This window comes from Bacillus sp. HMSC036E02, assembly GCF_001836235.1.
GTDB lineage: Bacteria > Bacillota > Bacilli > Bacillales > Bacillaceae_G > Bacillus_A > Bacillus_A cereus.
The window spans coordinates 195,817-222,212 of sequence record NZ_KV827806.1; the positions used below are offsets into that span (position 1 = coordinate 195,817).

The window sequence follows — 26,396 nt, forward strand, 5'->3', positions numbered from 1 at the left end:
TTTACTGAATATTATAACATTTAATATTAAATAATCCCTATCACATTTAAGAAGACGATAATTATTGCAAGTGGTGCTACAAATCGAAGTAAAAATACCCAACAAGTAAATACTTTCTTTCCATAATTTCCACCTACAAAAAACTCTGCTTCTAGTACCTTCTTCTCCATTTTGAATGAAACGAAAATACTAATAAATAGTGCTCCAAGTGGCATTAATATATTACTAGATAAAAAGTCTACTGCATCAAAAATATTCTTTCCAAAAATCGTAATATCACTCCATACTCCAAATGATAACGCAGATGGTATACCTACTAAGAAAATGCAGAAGCCGATCATCCATGATAATTTCGTTCTTCTTTCTTGTTCACCATTTGCTAATGCTGAAACAACAGTCTCTAGTAAAGAAAATGCCGATGTTAATGTCGCAAATGTAAATAGTGCAAGAAATACTGTTAAGAAAAATCCACCGAATGGGATTTGACTAAATACAGATGGTAATACGATAAACAGTAATCCAGGTCCTTCTGTTGGCTCCATTCCTAATGAAAATACAGCTGGAAAAATAGCAAGACCTGCAAATAATGAAACAAATAAATTTAATCCAACAATTGTTATTGCTGATTTTGGTAAACTTTCTTTTTTATTTAAATAGGAACTATACGTAACCATAATTGAAATCCCGATACTAATTGCAAAGAATGATTGCCCCATTGCGAACAAAATACTTTCCGAAGTAATCTTTGAGAAATCTGGTTGTAAGAAAAACTTCACACCTTTCATTGCATCATCAAGTGTTAACGAACGAATAATAAGAGCGACAAATAAAACGAACAATGCTGGCAACATATATTTACTTGCTTTTTCAATTCCGTTTTGTACACCCTTTGATACAACCCATATCGTAATGAACATAAAAGCGAAATGTCCCATAATAGCCCAAGCAGGATTCCCAATTGTTTCAGTAAATAATGTACCGTAATTTTGTCCTGGAGTAATCAGTTGTCCAGTTATTCCTCTGAATAAATAAATTAATACCCATCCACCTACAACACTATAAAACGAAAGTAGTATAAAACAAGTTCCAACACCAAGGCGTCCAATCCAATGCCATCCTGTATTTGGTGCGATGCTTTTAAATGCTCCAACTGCTTGTTTCTGCGTACTGCGTCCAATCATAAATTCAGCTATAAGTAGCGGTAGTCCAATTAAAACAGTAAATAATATAAATATTAAAAAGAACGCTCCTCCCCCACTCTTCCCAGCGATATAAGGGAACTTCCATATCGCCCCAAGTCCAATTGCTGATCCGGCTGCCGCCATTATAAAACCTAATTTCGAAGTCCATTGCTCCGTCTGTTTCATCTCATTTTCCTCCTAATTAAATCTTTTTATATAAATAAATAAATTTTATAAACCTATTCAAATAAACCCTCCATTTCTTCTTCCATATAATAAAAAAATGGCCTAGCATCTCTATATAAAGAGACGCTAAGCCATTTACTTAACGCGGTACCACCCTTATTGATTCCATTATGAATCCACCTTAGTAGTAATCGTTTGATTACAAACCTAATATCGAAGGTTAACCGTTAAGATTTACTAAGAATGTAATTCCGTTCCACCTTACTGCTCCTAGGCGAGTTCAGGATGTCATTTGACTATGTCACACCAACCCATAGCTCTCTGTACAAATACATGACCTTACTACTCCTATTCAACACATTTTAATATTTAGAATATATTTTCTTTTGAAATTAATATGAAGTATATCTGTTATATTTGTAACTGTCAAGGGTATATTGATTTTTTTGTCGAAATGGTTCATATTTCAACTGACTTTTACTAAGCTTATTAGAAAAAGAAAGAGTCTATATTTTCACCTTTTTAAACGAACTATAAAAAAAGAATCTTCGCGATAATCGCGAAGATTCTTTTTACGGTATGAGACGAGTACAATCTCTCGGAAAAGCACTCGCCTCTCGTACATTTGTTAATTCTAAAAGTTTATATACAACCCTTTCTAACCCAATTCCGAAACCTCCATGTGGTGGACAACCATATCGAAATGTATTTAAATAAGATTGAAATTTATCTGGGTGTAATCCTTTTTCTTTAAACGAAGCGAGTAACATTTCATAATTATGAATTCGCTGTGCCCCTGACGTTATTTCTAATCCTTTATATAATAAGTCGAATGAATCAGTAATAGCTGGATTCTCTTTATTCAGCATCGTATACATCGGTCTCGCTTTTTTCGGATAATGCGTAATAAAAACAAATTCACTATTATATATTTCCTTCACATATTTCCCTAGTAACTTTTCACCTTCTGTATCTAAATCCCCTACAGGAGATTCTTTACGATACTTACTTTTCAAAATTTCTTGTGCTTCTAACAATGTAATTTTAGGTATTTCAGTAATAACAGGTACTTCTATTTGTAATAGTTGTAGTTCTATTTCACATTTTTTCGCTACTTGTTGAAACATATATCGTAAAACATCCGTTTCTAGTTGCATCACTTCATAAAAATCATGAATAAAACCAAGCTCTACGTCTAACGATATATATTCATTCAAATGACGGGAAGAATTATGATGTTCCGCTCTATATACAGGTGCAATTTCAAAAACTCGTTCTAACCCACCTGCCACCATCATTTGCTTATAGAACTGTGGTGATTGTGCTAAATAAGCTTCTTTTTGGAAGTATGGAAGCTTAAAAACATTTGCTCCTCCTTCTGCCCCTTGCGAAACAATTTTCGGCGTAAATATTCGTGTGAAATCGTTCTCTATAAGAAATTCACTAAAGCTTTGAACGAGTGTAGATTTCACTTTAAAAATTGCTGCGGTTCGCTCATGCCTTAATGATATTACTCGCTCATTAAGTAGTTGATCTAAGCCAACTTGTAACTTCTTTTTATTTATTTCAAATGGAAGTGGCTCTGCACCGTTTATTACTTTCACTTCATGAGCAAGTACTTCAACACCCAATTCTGTTTTCGATGTCTCGACTATTTCACCAATTACGTGGACGACACTTTCTACATCAACTTTATATCCAGCCAATTCATTTTCTAATACACATTGAATTACTCCTGTTCTGTCTCGTAATAATAAAAAACTAACATTTCCAAGATGTCGAATCTTTTTTACCCATCCTTGAAGTAATACAACCTTTCCACTTTGCTTTGTACATTCTTTTGTGAGTGAACGCTTCATTATTGAATCCATTATTTTTCCCTCCAGTAATTTTATATTTATTTACGTTATTGTTGTCATCGTCATCATCCACGGTCACTCACCCCCTTTCAAAGAATACAAAAATCCGCCCCTATAAATAGGGACGGATTTTTTCCGCGGTACCACCCAAATTGTCATACTGACCATCTTAGCCCTGATAACGGTAGGTACCGTTTGCTTTTACTAATAATCACGTTCAAAGCAACACTCACAGGTGTCTTTCCATCATGCGGTATCGCAACCTTCCCAGCAACTGGCTGCTCTCTGTAGACCTTTGCACCATGTACTTTTCCTGATCATCACTTTTTATATTTACAGAGTATTCTAACTCCTTACCTTATAAAACGCAAGCTTTTTTTGAAACATTCTGGTTTTATAACTCCTAACTTCTTCTAAAGTGTGAAAAGTTAATTTTGTAATACATATTCTTATGTATTACATCCAAAATTACACCTTTAATATTTTCCAATTTTTACATAAAAACTAATTCATTTACGCATATTAATAAAAATTTTAAAGCGAGGTGTGTATATGCAAAAAGCAATTAGTTTCTTTCTCCTTTTGTTTTGCTTAATTGTAGTAAACGAAACGTATGCCTATTCACCAAAATCTTTACCAATCTCTCAAAACTCTGATCAATGGCAAGTGAATATTGATAAACCGAAAAAAACAAACAAGAATATGCTTCAAGCTAAAAAAGATGAATTTCAAACATATCATTTTTCAGTAAAGAATGTCGGGAATAGTGAAGTATATAATGTAAACGTCGAAGTATTCCGCAACGAACCAAATAAGAAAACGAAATATGAACTCTTTTCCCTAAAGGAAAGTCGTTTGGCAAGTGGAAAAACTGGATTTGAACACGCTAATTTACCCGTTGCTACAAAAGCAGATGAAGTTGATGTTATTATTACATGGCAAGAACACCCATTCCGATCGATGCGAAATGGTCAAAAAGTTGAATCTAGAAAATTTAAAGAGCATTTTGTTTTTAAAGAAGCTAAAAAGTAAATGGGATACGGATATATTCACACTATCATTGATATAGCTTTATTTACTAGTACCAGTTCTTAAGCAAATTCAAAAGTCGTGGCTTATAAATGCCACGACTTTTTATATTAATTCGTACTAATGCCTCTCGCTGCCCAAATGCGATCGATATCAGCAGCATGTTGTCCGCCATATAAAAGAGCATCCGCTTGCTTAATCGCTTTTGCTCCATCACTGAATTTAGAGTTTGGTGTTAATGACCAGTGCGATTGTAAAATAATTTTCGTTGCTACATCACGTCCAAATGCTTGTGCCATTTCATATTGGCCTTGTGCCCAAATTTCCCCATCATCATGTACCTCATTTGTAATATCTTTCGGATACACTTTATTCGTATCTAATCGGCGTAAGCACGTCGGATCTGAACTAGAATAAGCAGTCGCATCCCATTCTCCAACACATGCTTTACCATATCCAGTAGTCGATACTGCATCTTCATATGTAGCACCTAAGAAGTCGCCAAATCCTTCTCCCATCGCTCCACCTTCTGCTGAACTACCAAAGCCAGGAACTTGGTTATCTTGAATCGAATGCCCATACTCATGTGCGATAATACCAGCATCTTCTGCATCATCAACACCGCCAGTACCGAAAGTTAAAGCTTTTGTTGATGGAGAATAGAATGAGTTATCATCAGTTGTACCATTAACATTCACTTTTATCGAACGGTTATTAATATTTTTAAAACCTAGACTTTGAATGTAACGTTGCAATGTATCAATATGATAATATGACATTACATCTTCAAAGCTATCATTTGCACGTGTATAGTTGAATTGTAAGTTTGTAGATTTTGTTTTCGCTTTTGAAGAAATCGTTACATATTCTCCAATTAAAAATCCTGTTCCATCTAAACCTTTTAACGTAACAGTTTTTAATTGGTTCGTTAGAGCTGTTGAATCTGCATCGTTATTATCTTTTAAGCCTACTTTACTACCGCTAGATACGACTGGGTTAGGTAAAAATACTTTTCCTGACCCTTCAGCTTTTCGGTTTATATCAACCTTTTTAATTAACTTTCCATTTTCTGCATCAATAAATGTTTCCCATGCACCAAATGGATTATTAGAATGGACTACAACTTTATATACTGGACGAGCAATTCCTTCTTCAACAATATATCCGAACTCTTTATCTGTAGGAGCCCATAAATTTTGCTCACTTGCTTCTCCAACATACGCCATTGATTTTTGTATTGCATCTTTTTCACTAATTTTTGTCGTTACTTCCTTCACACCTGTAACAGGCTGATAATCGGAAACAGCGAGTACTCCCTTTCCCTCTCCGTTAAGCGTAACTGTTATTTGTTTTGAAAATACAGGTGCACCATTAACAACTTGTTGGAACCTAACATATGAAGCTACTGATGTTTCTGTTGTAGAAATATATTGCAAGTCTGAAAGATCTGTTTTCAATCCATACTGCGCAGCATTTTCTTTTAAATATTCAGTTGCTTTTTTCTGTGGCGAATAAGCTTCTAACTTTACTTGCTGTTGTTTTTCCAATGCCGAAACCGTAGAAATCGTCCCCATTACTAACGGCACGGTCATTGCCATTGCCACCATTTTTTTATTAAACATAGAACCACTCCCCCTAATAAAGTAGCTCAACCTTATCCCATTACCACTAGGCAATCATTCCCCGCAAAACGGATGGATAAAAATTGAATCTACGAGTAATTCTCTATGAACACTTCTATTACCTTTCCATTTAGGGTAAGTGAAATTTTCTCAATATTTATGTATGAATTGAACACAATACTGTAGAAATATATTTCTACGGTATTGTGTTCGTTACGCTATGAAAAAAGACAATTGCTAGTGGTCCTATCGAATGTATAGTCAAATAAATTCTAATCATACAAAAAAGGAAGTTGGAATCATTCCAACTTCCTTTTTTCTTTAATTAGCTGCACTTAATTTAATTCTAAGTTTTGTTTCACCTAAAGAAAGTTCATCGTCTTCGTTCGTTAAGTGACCAAATGTAAATTGTTTAACGAGTAAGTTTTCTTCCAATAAATCTTTATGGTTCGTTAACGTTCGCTGTAGTTCTTCTTCTGTATCAAGAATAATATCGACTCGTAAATTAACTGGTAAATTCAACTGTTTACGATATTCTTGAACCGCACGAATGAATTCACGCGCTACTCCTTCTTGTAACAATTCTTCCGTTACATTCGTATCTAACATAACTGTATATTGTCCGTTAGTCGTATTAGAGAATCCTGATTTTGCAACTTTCTCAACTAACACATCTTCAGCAGTTACAACTACTTCTTCTCCTGGTATTGCTTCGTAAACTGCTCTTCCTGTTGATACAAAGTTTTGCACTTCTTCTTGTGATAATTGTTTTAGCCAACCATTCACTGCATTCACATTTTTACCGAACTTCGGCCCCGCTGTTTTAAAATTAAGCTTCAATTGATATGATGTGTATTTTGTTTCATCGAGTTCAACATGGAACGCTTTTACATTTAACTCATCCATAACGATATCACGATAAGATTCCCAATCCATATCATTCTCGTTATGCTCAAGTAATACAAGTTCTGCTAGCGGCTGTTTTACTTTTAAAGAATGCTGATTACGGTTACTTCTTCCAAGTTCAACAACTTGTAAAACAGCATCCATTTCCGCTTCTAATTTCGGTTGAAGTAGTGATTCATTTACAACTGGATAATCGGCTAAATGAACGCTGCTTCCTTCTAAATTTAGATGAATGTCTTCCGCGACAAACGGTGTAAATGGTGCAATTAATTTACTAATTGTTACAAGCACTTCATGAAGTGTCTCATACGCAGCTGCTTTCTCAGCGTTCATACCGGATTCCCAGAAACGATTACGTGAGCGTCTTACATACCAGTTACTCACTTCATCTACAAGTGCTGCAATTTCACGAGCTGCATTCGTAAATTGATAATCATCAAGTCCAGTTCTCACTTTTTTCGTTGTACTATGCAACCTTGATAATACCCATTCGTCTAATTTTGTAAGCTTTACATCATACTTTTCTTTCGGATTATACTCATCTAAATTTGCATATAAAACGTAGAAGCTATACACATTGACTAATGTATCTACAAATTTAGATTTCGCTTCCAGTACTGTTCTTTCAGAAAAACGCTTCGCATTCCACGGGGCACTATCAACAAGTAAAGCCCATCTTAGCGCATCTGCACCAAACTTATCTACTAAATCAACTGGGTCTAGTGCATTCCCTTTACTTTTAGACATTTTCTGGCCTTCTTCATCTAAGACATGCCCTAATGATAACACTCGTTTATACGGTACTTTTCCTGTATATAGTGCTGAGACTGCTAATAAACTATAAAACCAGCCGCGTGTTTGATCAATTCCTTCTGCAATAACATCCGCTGGAAACTGCTCTTCAAATAACTCTTTATTTTCAAATGGGTAATGATATTGTGCAAATGGCATAGAACCACTATCAAACCAAACATCAATTACTTCTGGTGTACGATTCATTGTTCCTCCGCATTTCTCGCAGCAGACTTGCACTTCATCTACATACGGCTTATGCAATTCCAAATCTTCCGGTGTTTCTTTCGTACTATGCTTTCTTAATTCGGCAATGCTCTTCGGTGCGAACTGATGATTACAACTTTCACATTCCCACACGTTTAATGGTGTTCCCCAATATCTATTTCGGCTAATATTCCAGTCCACCATATTTTCTAAAAACTTACCAAAACGTCCATGTTTCATATGATCCGGATACCAAGTAACAGAATCATTATTTTGTAAAAATGTATCTTTAATTGCAGTTGTTCGGATTAACCAACTTTCTCCTGCATAATAAAGTAGTGGTGAATCACAACGCCAGCAATGCGGATAGCTATGTTCATATTTTTCTTTATGATACAGTAAACCTTCCTTCGCTAAATAACGAACGATATCCACGTCACAATCTTTTACAAATCTCCCTTTCAAAAATGGTACTGCTTCTGTATACTCACCTTTTTCATCTACAACGTGCAAAAATGACAATCCTTCACTTTGAACGACTCTATAATCGTCCTCTCCATATGCTGGAGCAATATGAACAAGTCCTGTACCACTATCTCCCGTTACAAAATCTGCTGCAATAACGCGGTAACCATTTGTAACTTCTTTCATCGGAAATGGCGCTGTATAAGATGTGTTTAATAATTCTTCGCCTTTATGAACAGATAATACTTCATAGTTCTCTTTTAATACTTCTTGTACACGTTCTTTCGCAACAATGTATACATGACTTTCTTGTTTTGCTTTAACGTATTCCATATTTGGATGGACAGCAAGCGCAACGTTTGCTGGAAGTGTCCAAGGTGTTGTGGTCCAACCTAAGAAATACTCATTTTCACTATCTTTCACTTTAAACTTCACAGTTGCACTTAAATCTTTTACTGTTTTATACCCTTGTGCAACCTCATGTGAGCTCAATGAGGTTTGGCAGCTTGGGCAGTATGGTGAAACTCTATGTCCTTTATATAACAATCCTTTTTCATGGATTGTCCCCAAAATATGCCATACACTTTCGATATATGGATTCTTTAAAGTTACATATGGATCATCCATATCTACCCAATAACCAATACTTTCAGTGAATTCACGCCACTGCTTCTCATATGTGAAAACACTCTCTTTACACTTTTGAATAAATGGTTCAATGCCATATTCTTCGATCTCATGTTTACCAGAAATACCAAGTTGCTTCTCAACGCCTAATTCTACAGGTAAACCATGTGTATCCCATCCCGCTTTTCTTAACACTTTATAACCAGCCATCGTTTTATATCTTGCTACTAAGTCTTTAATTGTTCGTCCAAGTGCATGACCTACATGCGGTAGTCCGTTCGCCGTTGGTGGTCCTTCATAAAATACGAAAGACTGTGCGCCTTCTCGATTCTGAATTGATTGTTCGAAAATATTTTGTTCGTTCCACTGTTTGCGAATTCGCATTTCTCTTCCTACAGCTGATTCTTTTACATCTACTTTTTCCATATACAATCACTCCTTTGAATATTTTAAAGCACACAAAAAACCCGTCCCTATAAAGTAGGGACGGGTTTACCCGCGATACCACCCTAATTCTATTAGCTTTTTCACTAATAGCACTTAGCAACGTACTATCATACGTGTTCTTTGTAACGGTAGACATCCGTCCGGGCTTACTTACTTTCAGCCTCGGCTCCTCGGAGATGATTTTCAAATAATGTCTGCACACCGGCTTTCAGCAATATACCGGCTCTCTGGAGAACAGCTCACTATTTTACTCTTTCTCGTCTTCAGATTTGTATACTTTGTTAAAAGTTATTTTATGCCATTTAGCAACTAATTGTCAACTAATTCAAAATATATCCTTATCTTTTTCCCCTATTCTTATACAATTACTTTTCAAATTCTCGCAATGCTGCTAAATTTTCATCATCCTCAATAAGTTCAGCAAAAAATCCCGATTCATCCTCACGAAGGACAAATTCAAGCTCTTCCTTCGCCTCTTCATTTCTATTTAACTGCGCTAAATAACAAGCACGATCATATCTTGCTAACAAATCACTCGCGTCAATTATTAATACTTCATTTGTTATTTTTTCTGCCTTTATCGTTTGGGCGACACCATGATATGAAGATGCTAAAGAAAGAAGAATTGCTGTTTCATTTGGATGATGTACAGAAGCATTTTCTAATACATGAATTGCCTCTTCAAACCTTTCTTGACTTTGATATATTTCTCCTAAAGCAAGAAATGCTCTACTTACAAACGGTGTTTGCTCTGTTAATTGTAAGATAATCTTTTCTGCTTTTCTTTCTTCCCCTGCTTTAAAGAATACTTGTGCTTGCAGAAGAAGAGTATCATAATCATCTGGTAGTTCTCGAACCATTTGTTTCGTTAATTCCAAAGCATCTCTTAACATATCTTCTTCCTCGCACTCAACGAAAAGATTTACAAGTTGCTTCGCTACGTCATAATCCCATTTATTTTCTAGTGACGTGTGCAGAATCTCTATTGCTTCTTTATTCATCTCTACATTCTCATAAAATAGCGCAAATCGCTGTGCTGCCATACTATTTTTCGGATTTAACTTTAAAGAGATTTCATATAAATCAATTATCATAGTAACCATTGAAATTTCTTTCGCACGATTTTTCATACGATAAAAAGCTCTCGTAATGATAGATCGTTTCGGCTGTTCATGCAGCTGGCGTTCAATCCATATTTCCGTAACCGCAGCTGCAGCATACATGAATGCTGTACTTCTTTCTGCTTTTTTCACCTTTAATGTATGAAGAAAATCTCGTATGTTAGACAATTTTTTATGTTGCTCTACTGCTTTTACATAAACATCAAATATACGTTCATTATCAAAATCTTTTTGTATTACTTTCATTGCAACTTCAATTGCTTTTACATTTCTTTTTTTCACTAATACTTTTGCATAATGATATAGTACTTCTATATGCTCACCATCTAATTGTAGCGCGTATTCAATCTGTGCTTGTTCTTTATCTGTTTCATTCATCGCTCCGTACACATATGCAATCGCATCTAAACGCCATATTTCAGGTACTTCGTCCACTAATTGTTCTAGTTCAATCAGTAATTCTTCCTGAAGGTTCATTTCTACTGAAAGCTGTGCCAAATATTCCATATTAATATGCAACGGCTCTTCTTTCATCGCCTGAACCATATGACTTTGTTCTTTAGAACGGTTTTCTTCTTTTTCGTATATTTCCGCAAGCTGTAAATGTACACCTACGAAATTCCCATTAAACTCTAAACATGTTTCATACGCCTGCTTTGCTTCCGTCAATTGCCCTAATGCCATAAGTGTTTCGCCAATTCGGTAATACGGTAATGCCGTTTCCATTTGTTCTATCGCCTTATTATATCTTTTCATCGCTTGGCCGTACTGTCCAATAGATTCATATAAAATACCTGCATAACAACCGTACTCACTTACTTCATTTCTTTCTTTGTGTAACGTTCTTAAAAATGCTATACCTCGTTGTACAAATTCCGTTCCTTTAATTCGATTCACATATTCATCTAACGCACTTGCTACATTATAATCACTTTTCTTTATACCATTTTCTAACTTAGATAGCGCTACTTTAAATCCTTCTTCATTTCCACCAAGTTCTATTTCAGCATCCCATAAAACCATTCCTGCATTCATGAGGAAATCTTGACTCTTTTCAATTTGCTTCTCAAGACCAAGAATATATTCTTTTGCTTCCTTATATTGTTCTCTTGCCATATAAACTTGTGTAAGTCCGAAGTGAGAATAAACATCCTCATCATTTTCTTCTAAAGCACGCTTATACAATACTTCTGCTTCTTCCAAGCTATCATTTTGAAAATGATAGTCACCTAATTTTACGTAAAGAGGTGCTTTATCATCACAATTCTCAATACCGTTTAATAAAATTTCTTTCGCACTTTCCTCATCCTTCAAATCAGATTCGTATATTTCCGAAAGTTTCGTATAAATGTAAGGTGCATTACTATCCAAATGAATCGCTACTTTAAGCCCTTTTATTGCTAAATATAATTTCCCTAGTTGATGTGCACATCTCGCTCGTTCATACCATACATGCGCTTCATATTTATACTCTTTTAACAAGTCATTAAAGATTTCATATGCTTCTTCATATCTTTCTAAATCTATTAATATTAAACCGTGATTTGTTAAAGTGAACCTTTCAGGACTACGCTCTAACGCAACTTGAGAGTATTGCAATGCTTTTTCAGATTGATCAATATACATATAGGATAAAGCGAGAAAACTCCAAGCAATAGGCTGATCTGCGTCTAATTGTAACGATGAACGAAAGCTTGAAATCGCTTCTAGATAACTTTCCTGTTCAAACGCATATCTTCCGTTTATTAAATGATATAAAGCACGATTATTTTTCTTCTCAACGCTTGTCAGCATTTGCTCCGCTTTCTCTACTTCCTGAAGACGAATAAAACACTGTGCACCATGCAATTTAACAAAGTCCGAGTTCGGAAACTTTTCCATTAACTTATCGATACAATATAAAATAAATTCTTTATCTACTTCAACATCTAAGTGCTTTATCGTATATAACCACGTATTTGGATTATCACTCGTTTCTTTTAAAAATTGTACTAGGTTACTAATTCCCTCTTTGTCATGTTCATCTAAATGATCCGTAAGAGAAAAAATAGATTTAAAATAACGATTTTCTTCTTCACTTAGAAACGCTAGTTGCTCCTTCTTTTCTTTCGGAACAAACGTGATTGCTAAACAGCCTGTATAACGATATTTTTCTTGTACTTTACTATATTCCACAAGAACTGGCTCTATAAAGTTTGGATCTTGAACATAGAAAGCTTGCAATGTATCATCATATCCAGATAGAACTTGTACGTGTGAAGCATGCTCAATATCTATACTTAATAAAACAGGAATTCCTTCGTCAATCAGTCTCTTATAATTCTCTTCATTCCCTTTAAAATAACGATATTCATAACCTAATTCTTCTAAATAAGAAACAGTATCTGAAAACTTCGAACCTGTCATATCAAAAATAAACTCTGCTATTTCATCTTGTGTACGTTTCTCTCCCCATATACGCAACATCATCTCTAAGCTTGTCGGAACACAATAATTATCCTTTTGTACAATAGGAACTATCGGCAAGTGAACCTTTTTTCCATCCGGATTTTTTTCTAAATTATGATATAAAGATTCTTTTAAACTCTTTTCTTCTTTTAATAATTCTTGTAAATCTGCAAATTTATTCATTTTGTACAGCGCTTCTGCACGTAAATGTACAAAGTAAGTATTATAGGCATGATATGGCAGCTGAGTATTTATATTATCTATTACCGCTAACATCTCTTCATATTGCTCTAAATCTAATAAATACTTTATCTTCTCAAAATGAAAATATGGTACTTGTGGGAATTTTACAATCGCATCATCGATTAACTGTATCGCGCGTTTTTGTTCTCCTTTATTCGCATACAATTGTGATAATAAATAGGTAGATAACTCTTCACAATCTTCATGCTGCATGCCAGCAATAAATTGTTCTTCCGCTTTCTCCCATTCACCTGTATGCATATAAACGTAGCCCCATTTATCAAACACTGCGCGTGCACTGTACTCCTCTGCTTTTTGCATATACATTAACGCTTCTTCGTTTCGTTTCATTTCTAAAAGACATCGTACTAACGTAAAATATGTTTTCGCTAAAAAATCTGCATCTATTTCTTCTTTACTTAACTCTTCTAAAGAAGATTTTAACAACTGCTCCGCTTCAAGAATTTTCCGCTCATCAATTAACTCATCACAATATAAAGAGAGCGTTCTCATATTTGGGAATTTTTTATAAGCGTAACGAATGAGGAATGAACTGTATTGGTGCATAAGCCCTTCATCAGTAAGGCGAATTAATATATCGAACTCCTTATGCGAAGGAATATTGGCAAGCCAATTCTTCACAGAGGATAAAGTATTCGTTTCTTTTATATATGCAATTTCATTATTTATTTCCTGTAATCCATCTACAAATCTCTTGTCTTTTAAACAAGTTTCTAACTGCTTAAAATCTAGCATGCATTCACCTCGAATTTATATTTATACTGCTACTTGCTTAGATTTTACACACCATATAGTATGTATTCAACTAAAATCTCTTATAATGGATGGTATTAATTAATATTATTCAAATTTATAACAAAATATAGTAAAAATGATTGTTTTTCTCCGTATTTTGTTTAATTATATGGAATAACGTAACATGCGGTTTTAATCTTGTAGAAGCTGAAATTAGTACATAAAATTATATCGGCGATAATTCAAATATATCAGCGATTCTTTCATTTTATCGGCGATTTTCAAATTATATCGACCGATTCTTAACATTTATCAGCGATTATATGTCGAATATCGACTTATCGACATTAAACGACAATCCTTATACATCATACCTTTTAACAAACTATGTCACCAAATGTAATTTTCATATTGGGAGCGTATACAAAAGAAGAATACACATGAAATATTTTAAAAAATCGTAGTTCAGCTTCATATTGAGCTAGCGCATTATCATATGTTAATCCTCTGGCTATTAAACGTTCTACAAATTGTTGCTTATCACCCGGATCACCTGCAATCCCCTCTTCTTTTAATGATTGATACAAATCGTTTTTATCATTGTGATGCATATTTGAATCTAAAAAGTTCACTTTATCGCTTACTCTACATTCAATTTTTTTCACACCTAATTCACTTAAATATATCGGTATTTTCATGCCTATATTGCCATCTTTACCATTTCTTTGCGTATCACTTTCAAATAATTTCTGCAAAACACCTAGCTGAATAAATTCCGATTGTTTCTCCCCATCTAGTAAATAAGAAGCCATATTAGAAATCCAATGTGGTTCAAAACAGATTATTTTCCCACCCTTTTTAACTGAATGTATCATTTTTTGTAGCATTGTTTCTGGAGTAGTCATATGTAATAAGAAAGCATGACAGATTGCTATATCGTATTTATCGTTCAGTTCAATTTCTGTAGCATCTCCTTCAAGAAATTCTGAATCATACGGAAGTAAACGAAACAACTCTCTGGCTTCAGCTAATAATGTTTCTCCACTATCAATACCTGTATACTTTGAACCTTCTGGGAGTAATGGCATTAATACTAACCCTAAATAACCATATCCACAACCGTAATCAACGATATGTACAGGCTTAGTAATCTTCCAAACTGTATTTACTAAAAAGCTTACATAATCGTCGTTGTAATATAAATCTCTCGTGTTTTTTAAATATGTTAGTTTATTGTTCCAATCATACGTTTCCAACATCTAACGCCTCCTTTTATATACAAAACTAAAGTTCTCTATAGAATAGCCGTATTCCTACACTTTTCTTAAAATTTCAAAGCAAAAAAGCTAGTGTATTTTTAATAATACACTAGCTTTTTATTTGGAAGAAAAATTTAACAAGTACAATCACAATCAAAACAATCCGTACAGTCTAAATCGTCACAATCTGCTTTTCTCTTTCTTTTGTTTCTTTTAAGATAATAATACAGTAGCCCAAACAATAGTATACAAATAACAAAAGCTATTATTGCTTCTGTATACTTATTTTGAGTCATAAAACCAATTCCACTTCCGCCTGAAATAAAAATTAGAATTAAATAAATCCAGAACATCTATGTAAATACCTCCATTACTATATATCTTAAGATAATATCCATATAACACTAGAGGAAATGAATAATCCCATACCATTACCGCTTAATACACCAGTAGTTATTCTTAGCAAATTTGAGCTACTTCTCCATTTCCACTTTTGGGTGAACCCATCGATAAGTAACGGAATTTGAGCGAAAAATGATAGTATGATTGCCAAAAGAAATGAAGGTGTCATATAAAAATAAATTGGAAACATTAAAATACCAATAAGCATGCCTGTACAACGCGCACATAAAGGTATGTACTTTTGTAGTTTAAAAAAACTCCTATCTAATCTTCTATGACAAGGAATTTGTAAAATAAAAGTTCGAATCAATATGAATCACCCTCTCTAAAAAGATTTTAATTGATTTTGCAAAAAAAATATATATCCAATAAAAAAACAAACCAGGTTTATACTAGACCCAGTTTGTCAGTTTACTACTATGTTACATTTCCTCAGGTGCCTCCACCCCAAGTAAACGTAATCCTTCTTTTAATACAACCGTCACAGCATAAACCAATGCGAGTCTGCTGTCTTTTTCTGCGCTCTCTTCTAATATACGAACATTACCGTAATATTTATTGAATGATTGTGCTACATCTAATATATATTTCGAAATAATAGATGGCTCATTTTTATTGAAAGCTGCTTCAATTACTTGAGGGAATTTATTAAGTAATTTTACGACACTCCAGCTATGATCGTCTTTTAAAGCAAATGTACATGTTTCAAATTCTACACTTTCTTTTCTTAAAATAGAACAAGCACGTGCATGTGTGTACTGTACGTAAGGTCCTGTTTCTCCTTCAAATTTCAGCATATTTTCTAATGAGAATTCGATATTATGCATACGCTCATTTTTTAAATCATGGAAGATGACTGCACCAACACCGACTTGCTTTGCTACTTCTTCTTTTTGTTTTAAGTTTGGATTTTTCTCTTCAATATTTTGTTTTGCAAGTTCGATTGCTTCTTCGAGTACTTCTTCAAGTAAAATAACTCTTCCTTTACGTGTCGACATTTTCTTACCATCTTTTAAAATGAAGCCAAACGGTACGTGTTCCATACCATCAACCCAAGTATAGCCAAGTTTTTTTAATACGGTGAAAAATTGATTGAAATGTAAGCTTTGTTCTGGACCAACAACATATAGCGCTTTATCAAACCCATAAGTGTTTTGACGATATAAAGCTGCCGTTAAGTCACGCGTTGCATAAATCGTCGCACCATCTGATTTTCTAATTAAGCAAGGCGGCATTCCTTCTTCTTCTAAATTAACGACTAATGCACCTTCTGATTCTTCAAGCAACTCATGTTCTTCTAAAATCCCAATAAAATCTTCCATTAAATTATTATAAAATGCTTCTCCCTGAAAATTAGTAAATTCTACGCCGAGAAGTTCATAAATGCGAGAAAATTCTTTAAGGGACTCATGACGGAACCAATTCCAAAGCTCTACCGCTTCTTCATCACCTTCTTCTAATTTCTTAAACCAAGCACGTCCTTCTTCTTCTAGTTCTTCGTCGTCTTTTACCTCTTCATGGAATTGGACATATAACTTAAATAGATCACGTATTGGATCTTCTTTAACTACTGCTTCATTTCCCCATTTTTTATAAGCCGTAATTAACTTTCCAAACTGTGTTCCCCAATCTCCTATATAATTAATCCCTACAACTTCATAGCCACATTTTTCAGCGATATGTTTCAGCGAATTTCCTATCATTGTAGAACGTAAATGCCCCATCGAAAAAGGTTTCGCGATATTAGGAGAGGAATAATCAATTACTACTGTTTTTTCACAGCCAAAGTGGTTTTGACCGAACTCTTCTTTCTCCGCTAAAACTGTTTTTAATACTGCATCACTTACAGTTTCACGATTGAAAAATACATTTACATAAGGACCAACGGCTTCTACTTTCGTAAAAAACTGATCATTGAATTTCTCAGCAACTTCCTTTGCGATAAAAGCTGGTGCTTTTTTATATTGCTTCGCTAATGAAAAGCATGGGAACGCTGCATCTCCAAATTCATCTTGTTTCGGTGTTTCAATTAAATCTAAAATTTGTTTTTGCGTTAATTCATTCGTGAAAATATTAGATAAACTTTCCGCAAACTGCATTTTATAATCCATGATACAACCTCCTTATTTTTTAAAACACAAAAAACTCGTCTCTAAAAAAGAGACGAGTTTTAACCCGTGGTACCACCCTTGTTGTTCGTTACGAACCACTTTCCCGTTTATAACGAGGACAGGGGGCCTCGGCTTTCTCTACTATTCGTTCAAGAAGCATCTCCGAAGTGCGCTTCATCTTTTTCTTCCGTACTAGGCTCACACCATCCCTAGCTCGCTTTCCTTCTAAAAAAGACTACTCTCTTCATCACAGACAGTATATTTAATTAATTATTGCTTATTATACATCTTTTCAAACAATTAGCAAGGGTCAATTACACCAAAGTGAAACTTAGCACTTTTTCTTTTGTATACGTAGAAATTGTGTTTTTCAAATCTAGAACTACGAAAATGATCTTTTAAAACGACACGTTTTCTCGCCACTCGTTTTGCCTCCGCAATTGTTTCGTCAGTAATATCATGATACAAAGCGAAGTGTTTTAATCCTTTAATTCCGTCAGATTCTATGACAGTTTCTTCAAACATCGGATCAAGGTAAACGACATCGTAACTATTGTCTTCACATTGCGCTAAAAATGAAAAATGCTCCATTTGCTTTACTTGAATTCTTTGCATTGCTTCATCAATTTCAGAAACGGATGAAGACCATGTTTTCAAACCATTTTCCATAATATAAGCCATATACTCATTGCCTTCAAGTCCTGTTACTTTTCCGCTTTCACCAACAACATAACTAGCTACAATACTATCTGATGCCATACCGAGCGTACAATCTAACACTGTCATTCCTCTCTCTAATTGCGTGGCTTGTACAAACGGATCGTGTTCTCCACGCATTAACCTTTTCACACGAAACATCGCTGAGTTCGGATGAAAGAAAAACGATTCTTCCGTACCTTTCGGATAAATAGCTAATCGGTTCTTCCCTACGACAAGCACATCTTGTTCATACTGCTCATGCAGCTTATGTACTGGTATGTCATTACGTTTAACGAAAGAAGCATTTAATTCTGCTGCTACCTCGTTTGCATAATCTGTCATTTCTTTATTCGTTCTTCCTGCTGTTGTTACGATCATGGTTTCACCTCTATATAAAGAAAAGAGGGAGATTTACTCTCCCCCTTCTTTAGCAATTCTTTTCGAAAGCTTGTTCTAAGTTCGTAATAATTTCGTCCATAGTTGCACCTTCAATTTCATGACGGTGAATGAAGTGAACAACTTCTTTTCCTTTTAATAATGCCATAGATGGTGAAGATGGAGGAATTTCTCCGAAGTATTCACGCATTTTTGCAGTAGCATCTTTATCTTGACCTGCGAATACAGTTACAAGATGATCAGGTTGTTTTTCAGCACGAACAACCGCTTGACCTGCTGATGGACGTGCTAAACCAGCTGCACAACCACAAACAGAGTTTACAACTACTAAAGTTGTACCTGATGTATTTTCCATAAATTCTGTTACAGCTTCTTCTGTAGTTAGCTCTTCAAACCCAGAACGCACTAACTCTTGGCGCATTGGGATTACCATTTGGCGCATGTATTCTTCATAAGCATTTGACATCTTGTAATCTCTCCTTCAACTTTCATTCCAAATTCATCATATCACGCTCTATTAATAGGTGCAAAAGAAAGATAACGATGATTTCATTTTTTTGTAGGGATTTCACAAACCCCACCGCGGCAATGCCCCACTGGAACAAGTTTTCTATTGTTAGCGATATAATCGTATACTTTACTTCCAAAACCAAGTACGATAGATAACTTTATAAAAGGAACGGCAAACCAATAAGATGGAACGGCCTTTGCTAATACATGTATGCTATGAATGCCGTCATACCACTTATTATTTTTTAAAATATACAGTCTTTGTTCCATCTTACTTTGTAGTTCTTGAGAAAGCTCATACTTCTCAACTACATCTTCATTTCGAAATGAAACAAATTTCATCTTACCCTTTTTATCTAATTTTTTCGTACGTTCTGCAACGGCCGTACACATCGGACACCAACTATCATAGAAAACAATCATACATTATTCCCCTTTACGTGACTCCGTCATTTGTTTCCATACAGAACCTTTTGCTTCTTCTCCGCCTTCAATACGCTCTAATGCTAGACGTGCTTGCATCGCTACTTCAAACTCTGGATCATCTTGCGCTGCTTTTAATGCTGGAATCGCACTTTCATCTCCAAGTTCAAATAAGAACATCGCTGCACGCCAGCGTACTAATTTACTTGGATCTTTCAGAGATTTAATCATAACGAACATCGCTGCCGGATCACCTACATCTGATAAACAATCTCCTGCAGTACGGCGAACACTTACAGAGCGATCTAACAACGCTTTATATAATAACGGTAATACTTCATCACCTTTTACCATACCTAAATACGCTGTTGCTAAGCGGCGTATTGAAACTTTTTCATCATCTAACGCCATCTTCAACACTGGAATATCTTCTTCAGTAGGATCCATTTGTTCTAATGCTGCAAAACGGTTTTTCCAGTCAGAATCTTTCATCATCTCTTCTGTTACTTTATATGGCTCACGCTTTTGAATCGTTACTTCAACAGCACCTGCTTGATTTAATAATTCTTTAACCGTTTCATTTACACGTTCTTCTGAATAAGCAGCAACAATCTCTTCCACTACTTCTTTCCCAATTTCTTCAAAATTACCGTAACGTGTACTTTGTTCCACCCATTTACGCTCTTTTACAACGTTTGGTGCAGACATTTGCACTTTCATAATTGATTCTTTAAAACGATCTGGTAAACCAACACGTTCTTCCGTCGTTCCATCTGTTAACTTTACTTGCATTGGAATTGTAAAGAACATTTGAACAAACACTTTCACTTCTCCAAAATGAGCAAGTTGTTGTTCTTCACTTTCTTCCACTACTTCTTCGCCGAAAACAGCACGAACTTGTTGTAATAAAACTTTCCAGTCATACTTCGCATTTCGCTCCACTGCTAAAAAGTCGGCTACATGATATACACCTTTAATGCCTTCAATTTTCAAAATTTCTTGCACTTGCATTGGTGCTTGTTCTTTATTTTCATTTGTATAATTATTACGCGCTCCTGATGGTAATACTTCATTCAAAATAACTTTCATTGTATTTGGACTTGGCGTCGGTTCAATTGCTTTAATCTTCACGTAAAAAACTCTCCTTTATTGCATGTTCTTAGCTGTATTGTAACATGTTATCACTCTATACTCCTACTCGGATGCTTAATTTTACTACTTTCTTCCCGCTACCATACTATTTCATTCTTTTTACATTTTAAATTAGGAACGGGATTTTAAAAGCTTTCGTTTCCGATGATTTTTATTTTTTATCCATTTCTTGAGGCATCGCCATTATTTTTGAAAAAAACACGCTAAGCAAAAAAATATAATAAGCTATCCATATGGATAGCTTATTTACATAATTTTCGTTATTGGAAGTTGATTAAGGGGTCCAGTCTCGAAAATGCGGATTTACAATGCCTAAGCTACTTACTAAGAACAACACATTATAGCATCATCAAATGCATCTTCTGGAATATATACTTTATTGCCCTCTACTTTATAGGGAATGTTATTTCTTTCTAGCCTTTCTGTGTTAACAGTTTCTATAGTGTCGCCCCATTTTACATATTTTCCATTGTATTCTTTTTGACAAGCAGACAATATGAATAAAATAGATAGACAAAAAATCAGTATCAAATTCTTTTTCAAAGTCTTTGTCTCCTTTTAATTCCATTTTATCAGAAGGGATACTGTATAACACCATGTATATTCTATACATGTAAAGTTAACATAACGTCTCATTATCGGTAGCAACAAAAAGGAGGATTCCTTACGCTCAGAAGGAATCCCTTTTTTTATTTTCTATCACTCGATTCATCTTTTTATACATTCCTATCCTGTGATGGGTTTTACGATTCTCGTTTGTTACTGGATTAGCCAAAAAACGTTCTAAAATTTTGTATACTCTTTACTTGTTTTTTCAAAAAAGCTGGCGGTATCCCCCTCTTTAAGTTTATTAAAATACTTTCCACAATTTTTTCCGAAGCTATTACTTCAAATCACCTTTTATTACGATGCCCCCTCCCGCCTTCTCTCCAAAAAGGTAATACTCTCAATCACAACTTCAGTTCTATATATTCTCTTGCCTTGTTCATCATCGTAATTACTAGTCTGAATACGCCCTGTAATCCCAACGAGCGACCCCTTCTTACAATATTCAGCTACATTCTCAGCCGATTTGCGCCAAACGACACAATTAATAAAATCGACTTGTTGTTCACCTAAACTATTTCGAAATCCTCTATTCACCGCAACACATATTCGTGCATAAGCGACGCCTTGTTTTGTGTAGTATAATTCTGGCTCCTTTGTCAATCTACCGATTAATACAACTCGATTCATCATAAGTTATACCACCTCACATGTTTTTCTTCATTGTAAGGAGAAATGTTTGAATGGTAAAAAGCACAAAATGATATATCCGTAAGTAGAAAGTATTATTTTGGACCTTACAAAACAAAAAAAGAAACCATACATAGTTCAAACATGTATAGTTTCAAAATTTATTACACTTCAGTACAAGATATGTAATATCCTCCGCGAGCCATCTTTATTTCAGCACGGTACATTACATTTTCTAAGTAGAAAGTAATCGGTTTAACTTTACTCTCAAATTTTAGTCTTTCATTGCATTCAGCCGCATATCTCTCTATTGCTGAAGTAATGACTTTTGATGATGGATACGTTAAAGCATCATCTAGCTCTATGAAAAAACTTTTAGAAAATAGCTTTTTCATAATCCCTTTCTTCTCTTTCATCATACTCCATCCCCCCTTAACTCAAGTTACAAATATCCATATTATACCATAAAATCAATTTATCTTTAAAAATAAAAAAATCCTGCATTTCTCATGCAGGATTTTTTTATTAGTCATTTTTCGTAAAGTAAGAAACGAAACGAAGAATTTCTAAGTATAACCATACTAATGTAAGCATTAGTCCCATCGCAGTGTACCACTCCATATATTTAGGAGCTTGACTACGTACACCATTTTCGATTAAATCGAAATCTAGTAATAAGTTTAATGCAGCAACTACAATAACAACTGCACTAATAATAATACCGATTGTACCACCTTGGTGAATGTATGGAACAGTTACACCAAACATATTTAGTAGGAATACGACTAAATACATAACCATAATTCCAAGTGTTGCTGCCATAACGCCTGTACGGAATTTATCCGTTACTTTTACTACGCGTGTTGCATATAACACTAACATTGCAAATAGAATTGAGATTGTTAGTAATACAGCATTTAAAACGATAGAATCGCCAAATTTCATTGTATAAACTGCTGAAATACTTCCTAACACAACCCCTTCTACCGCTGCATAGATTGGTGCACCAAAAGGTGAAATACGCGGGAAGAACATAGACGCGAATGCGATGATTGCCGCAACGATTAAAGCACCAATTAATACTGGCATCTTCATCGTCCCCTGCATCATCTGTATGTATGAATAGACAGACGTTGCAAGTAGCAAGATAAGCATAATAAACGTTTTGCCTACTGTTCCGCCAATCGTCATCGCAGAAGCGCTTGCTCCCTCTTTACGGAATGCCTCTTTTTTCAACATTGGATTAGATGTTCTCATTTTTTCCCTCCTAAAATAGGTTCTACCAATAGTGTAAAGTTTTTCTCTTTACTTTTCAATATATGCAGCTTGTTTTTATTTTAATCCTTCAACGATGTCTGATAGTTCACTCCATCTTTCCATCTTTTTTTCTAGCTCTTCTTCTGTTTTCTGCTGTGCTTCAGATAATTCTTGTGCCTTTGTGAAGTCAGATCCAACTTTCGCAAGTTCTTCTCCAATTGACTCAATTTTTTCTTCAAGTTCGGCAATTGTATCTTCAATCGTTTCCCATTCACGCTGCTCATTGTATGAAAGTTTACGTTTACGTTGTTGTTTTGGAGCTTCTTCTACTACTTTTTTCTCTTTTTGAACTTCCGCTTTCTCCATAAGTTCTCTCGTTTTTTCCATTTCTAAATAATCTGTATAACTACCTAGAAACTCACGCACTTCGCCTCCGCCAGTAAAGATGAACAGTTCATCTACTACTTTATCTAAGAAGTAACGGTCATGCGATACAGTTAAAACGACACCTGGGAAATCCTCTAAATAATCTTCTAGTACTGTTAATGTTTGTGTATCTAGATCATTCGTAGGTTCATCAAGTAAAAGTACGTTTGGTTCTCCCATTAAAATACGTAATAAATATAAACGTCTTCTTTCACCACCAGATAGTTTACCAAGTGGTGTACCATGTGAATGCGTCGGGAATAAGAAACGTTCTAACATTTGAGATGCACCAATTACTTTTCCATCTGTCGTATGAATAACTTCTGCAATCTCTTTAATGTATTCAATCATACGCTGATTTAAATTCATCTCTTCATTTTCTTGCGTATAATAAGCAACTTTTACAGTTTGTCCTACTTCCACTTCACCACTATCAGGAGATAACTTACCTGCAAGCATATTTAATAGGGAAGATTTCCCGCTTCCATTCGCCCCAATAATTCCGATACGATCACCCGGTTTCACAATATGATTAAAATTATGTAATACCGTCTTATCGCCAAATTTTTTCGTTACATCTTTTAACTCAAGTACTTTCTTTCCTAGACGACTTCCGCTTAGTGCAATATCAACTGACTGTTTTGCAGCTGGTCCTTCTTGTGCCTTTAGCTCATCAAAACGCTGAATACGCGCCTTTTGTTTCGTAGAACGGGCTTTTGCACCACGACGAATCCAAGCAAGTTCACGACGATATAAATTTTGGCGTTTCGATTCTTGTGCCAATTCTTGCTCTTCACGAAGTGCTTTCGCTTCTAAAAATGTACTATAGTTTCCTTCGTAGCTATATAATTTACCATTATCTAATTCAAAAATACGATTCGTCACACGATCTAAGAAATAACGATCATGGGTTACAAGTAATACCGAACCTGTATATCTCGCTAAATATTCTTCTAACCATTCAACTGTCTCATGGTCAAGATGGTTCGTAGGCTCGTCTAAAATTAATAAATCAGGTGTTTCAATAAAACATTGTGCCATTGCGATACGTTTTTTCTGTCCACCAGATAAGTTCCCAACAATTGCAGTGAAGTCCGTAATTCCTAATTTCGTTAAAAGAGATTTCGCATTTGCATTTGCTTCCCATGCACTCATTGCATCCATACGTTGCTGCACTGCAAATAATTGTTCCTGTACTTTTTCATTACTTGGATCTTTTTCAATATTTAATAGTGCTTTTTCATAATCACGAAGAAGACGAATTAAAGGTGTATCACCATGGAACACTTGCTCTAATACTGTCAGTTTTTCATCAAACTCTGGTTGCTGTGATAAATAACTAATTGTATACCCACGTGAATGCGTCATATCACCTGTATCAGGAGTTTCTAATCCTGCAATAATTTTTAATAATGTCGATTTACCAGTTCCGTTTACACCAATAATTCCGACACGTTGTCCTTCTGTAATACTACATGATAATCCATCAAATAACGGCTTTTCCCCATATGATTTTGATAAGTTCTCCACAGTTAACATTTTCATATTTGTGCATTCCACTCTTTCATAAATTGTTCAATAAACTGTTCCATATAACGATGACGAATTTCAGCCTCTTGTTTTGCTGCATTCGTATTCATTAAATCTTTTAATTTCAAAAGTTTTTCATAAAAATGATTTAAAGATGGATCATTATTTTTTCTATATTCTTCTTTCGTCATTTCTTCACGCGGCGGAATAGTTGGGTCATACATTAATCTCCCTTTCGCCCCACCATATGCAAATGTACGAGCAATTCCTATTGCACCAAGAGCATCTAAACGATCCGCATCTTGAACAATTTTCCCTTCAAGTGACTCTACTGTGCCGCCATGGCCACCTTTATAAGACATATTGGCGATGATATGAAGAATATGTTTACTTTCCTCTTCTTCAACCCGTAGCTCTTCTAACCAATCAGAAACTTTTTTCATTCCTGCTTCTTCACTTTCATTTAGCTTTTCATCTGCCACATCGTGAAGTAATGCTGCCATTTCAATTATAAAACGATTTCCACCTTCTTGCTCAGATAAAGAAATCGCCATTTTATGTACACGTTCAATATGATACCAATCATGCCCACTCGCATCTTTTTCTAAAATATGTTTTACAAAAGTAATTGTTTTTTGAATTTTTTCTTGTTTTGTCATTTTATCTTCACCCAGTTACTTATTGTAACACGCCCGCATTTTTTCATCACATATTTTCTTGTCCGCCCATACACTAGGTGGTAGGCATCATCATGAAGGAGGAATAAACATGTTCTATAATAATCAACCGCCTTATCCAAGGCAACCATTGTATCCTCAACAACAAGAACAGAGATACACAGAACAATACGAAGAACAAGAGTTACAACAGCAAGAGCCACAATATGACGAAAACCCATATGCAACAACGCAAAACCAAGAAACTGAATTTCAACAAAATCCATATGACACACGTCCAAATTATGAATATCCTCAAAATCCATATGCAGCACTACAAAATCAAGAACAGCGATATCCTCAAAATCCATATGTAATACCACAAAACCAAGAACAACAATATCAACAAAATCCATATGCAGCACCACAAAACCAAGAACAACAATATCC

Annotated in this window: 20 protein-coding genes, 1 pseudogene and 4 other annotated features; of the genes and pseudogenes, 2 read left to right on the forward strand and 19 right to left on the reverse strand. The window is 34.9% G+C overall.

The features are described from left to right. Positions 1-26 precede the first annotated feature (26 nt). Positions 27-1,367: a sodium-dependent transporter gene (locus HMPREF2590_RS03285; RefSeq protein ID WP_000814540.1), complete on the reverse strand. Its 1,341-nt coding sequence runs from the start codon at positions 1,365-1,367 to the stop codon at positions 27-29. A 116-nt stretch (positions 1,368-1,483) separates the two neighbouring features. Beyond that, positions 1,484-1,732, reverse strand: a binding site (T-box leader). A 207-nt stretch (positions 1,733-1,939) separates the two neighbouring features. Beyond that, the gene (aspS, locus tag HMPREF2590_RS03290; RefSeq protein ID WP_000377344.1) at positions 1,940-3,238 is read right to left on the reverse strand and encodes an aspartate--tRNA(Asn) ligase; all 1,299 of its coding nucleotides are present in this window, start codon (positions 3,236-3,238) and stop codon (positions 1,940-1,942) included. Between the two features lie 105 nt (positions 3,239-3,343). After that, positions 3,344-3,556 (reverse strand) — a binding site (T-box leader). A 222-nt stretch (positions 3,557-3,778) separates the two neighbouring features. Between aspS and HMPREF2590_RS03295 the strand changes: the two genes are divergently transcribed. Beyond that, positions 3,779-4,258 (forward strand): hypothetical protein, encoded by a 480-nt coding sequence (locus HMPREF2590_RS03295; protein WP_001167912.1) that lies wholly within the window; start codon positions 3,779-3,781, stop codon positions 4,256-4,258. Positions 4,259-4,365: 107 nt separating this feature from the next. On the opposite strand, the gene HMPREF2590_RS03300 is transcribed toward HMPREF2590_RS03295, so the two are convergent. From HMPREF2590_RS03300 to HMPREF2590_RS03380, 17 genes are all read right to left on the reverse strand, one after another. Next, the gene (locus HMPREF2590_RS03300) at positions 4,366-5,877 is read right to left on the reverse strand and encodes a M36 family metallopeptidase (RefSeq protein ID WP_000482274.1); all 1,512 of its coding nucleotides are present in this window, start codon (positions 5,875-5,877) and stop codon (positions 4,366-4,368) included. A gap of 321 nt (positions 5,878-6,198) precedes the next feature. Beyond that, positions 6,199-9,300 (reverse strand): isoleucine--tRNA ligase, encoded by a 3,102-nt coding sequence (ileS, locus tag HMPREF2590_RS03305; RefSeq protein WP_000416539.1) that lies wholly within the window; start codon positions 9,298-9,300, stop codon positions 6,199-6,201. Between the two features lie 53 nt (positions 9,301-9,353). Then, positions 9,354-9,594: a binding site (T-box leader), on the reverse strand. A 92-nt stretch (positions 9,595-9,686) separates the two neighbouring features. Beyond that, positions 9,687-13,889, reverse strand: coding sequence for a bacteriocin-processing peptidase family protein (locus HMPREF2590_RS03310; RefSeq protein ID WP_050821813.1), 4,203 nt, complete (start codon positions 13,887-13,889; stop codon positions 9,687-9,689). A 377-nt stretch (positions 13,890-14,266) separates the two neighbouring features. Next, positions 14,267-15,145: a class I SAM-dependent methyltransferase gene (locus HMPREF2590_RS03315; protein WP_043328692.1), complete on the reverse strand. Its 879-nt coding sequence runs from the start codon at positions 15,143-15,145 to the stop codon at positions 14,267-14,269. Between the two features lie 137 nt (positions 15,146-15,282). Next, positions 15,283-15,501 (reverse strand): hypothetical protein, encoded by a 219-nt coding sequence (locus HMPREF2590_RS03320; RefSeq protein WP_000498604.1) that lies wholly within the window; start codon positions 15,499-15,501, stop codon positions 15,283-15,285. Between the two features lie 29 nt (positions 15,502-15,530). Then, the gene (locus tag HMPREF2590_RS03325; protein WP_000621475.1) at positions 15,531-15,860 is read right to left on the reverse strand and encodes a DUF2085 domain-containing protein; all 330 of its coding nucleotides are present in this window, start codon (positions 15,858-15,860) and stop codon (positions 15,531-15,533) included. A 112-nt stretch (positions 15,861-15,972) separates the two neighbouring features. Then, positions 15,973-17,661: an arginine--tRNA ligase gene (gene argS / locus HMPREF2590_RS03330; RefSeq protein ID WP_070861317.1), complete on the reverse strand. Its 1,689-nt coding sequence runs from the start codon at positions 17,659-17,661 to the stop codon at positions 15,973-15,975. A 45-nt stretch (positions 17,662-17,706) separates the two neighbouring features. Continuing rightward, positions 17,707-17,921 (reverse strand) — a binding site (T-box leader). A gap of 40 nt (positions 17,922-17,961) precedes the next feature. Continuing rightward, positions 17,962-18,738, reverse strand: coding sequence for a class I SAM-dependent methyltransferase (locus HMPREF2590_RS03335; protein ID WP_000637458.1), 777 nt, complete (start codon positions 18,736-18,738; stop codon positions 17,962-17,964). Positions 18,739-18,787: 49 nt separating this feature from the next. Next, entirely contained in the window at positions 18,788-19,222 is a 435-nt protein-coding gene (locus tag HMPREF2590_RS03340) for a BrxA/BrxB family bacilliredoxin (RefSeq protein WP_000063706.1), read from the reverse strand. 83 nt (positions 19,223-19,305) lie between these two features. Further along, a complete protein-coding gene (locus HMPREF2590_RS03345) occupies positions 19,306-19,689 on the reverse strand; it encodes a thiol-disulfide oxidoreductase DCC family protein (protein WP_000634885.1) in 384 nt (127 codons plus the stop codon). A 3-nt stretch (positions 19,690-19,692) separates the two neighbouring features. After that, the gene (locus tag HMPREF2590_RS03350; protein WP_000692580.1) at positions 19,693-20,820 is read right to left on the reverse strand and encodes a conserved virulence factor C family protein; all 1,128 of its coding nucleotides are present in this window, start codon (positions 20,818-20,820) and stop codon (positions 19,693-19,695) included. A 345-nt stretch (positions 20,821-21,165) separates the two neighbouring features. Continuing rightward, entirely contained in the window at positions 21,166-21,384 is a 219-nt protein-coding gene (locus tag HMPREF2590_RS03355; RefSeq protein ID WP_000739870.1) for a hypothetical protein, read from the reverse strand. A gap of 360 nt (positions 21,385-21,744) precedes the next feature. Then, complete coding sequence (locus HMPREF2590_RS03360; RefSeq protein WP_000982014.1) at positions 21,745-22,080, reverse strand: single-stranded DNA-binding protein; 336 nt, start codon at positions 22,078-22,080, stop codon at positions 21,745-21,747. Positions 22,081-22,241: 161 nt separating this feature from the next. Continuing rightward, entirely contained in the window at positions 22,242-22,496 is a 255-nt protein-coding gene (locus HMPREF2590_RS03365) for a DUF4318 domain-containing protein (protein WP_000975130.1), read from the reverse strand. A 106-nt stretch (positions 22,497-22,602) separates the two neighbouring features. Next, positions 22,603-23,334: a Bax inhibitor-1/YccA family protein gene (locus HMPREF2590_RS03370; RefSeq protein ID WP_001260655.1), complete on the reverse strand. Its 732-nt coding sequence runs from the start codon at positions 23,332-23,334 to the stop codon at positions 22,603-22,605. A gap of 75 nt (positions 23,335-23,409) precedes the next feature. Beyond that, the gene (locus tag HMPREF2590_RS03375) at positions 23,410-25,305 is read right to left on the reverse strand and encodes an ABC-F family ATP-binding cassette domain-containing protein (protein WP_000783169.1); all 1,896 of its coding nucleotides are present in this window, start codon (positions 25,303-25,305) and stop codon (positions 23,410-23,412) included. After that, positions 25,302-25,949 (reverse strand): HD domain-containing protein, encoded by a 648-nt coding sequence (locus tag HMPREF2590_RS03380; protein WP_000165966.1) that lies wholly within the window; start codon positions 25,947-25,949, stop codon positions 25,302-25,304. Before HMPREF2590_RS03380 ends, HMPREF2590_RS03375 begins: the two co-directional genes overlap by 4 nt. Positions 25,950-26,058: 109 nt before the next feature. Between HMPREF2590_RS03380 and HMPREF2590_RS03385 the strand changes: the two are divergent. Then, positions 26,059-26,396, forward strand: a pseudogene (locus HMPREF2590_RS03385) (hypothetical protein); the annotation flags it as partial.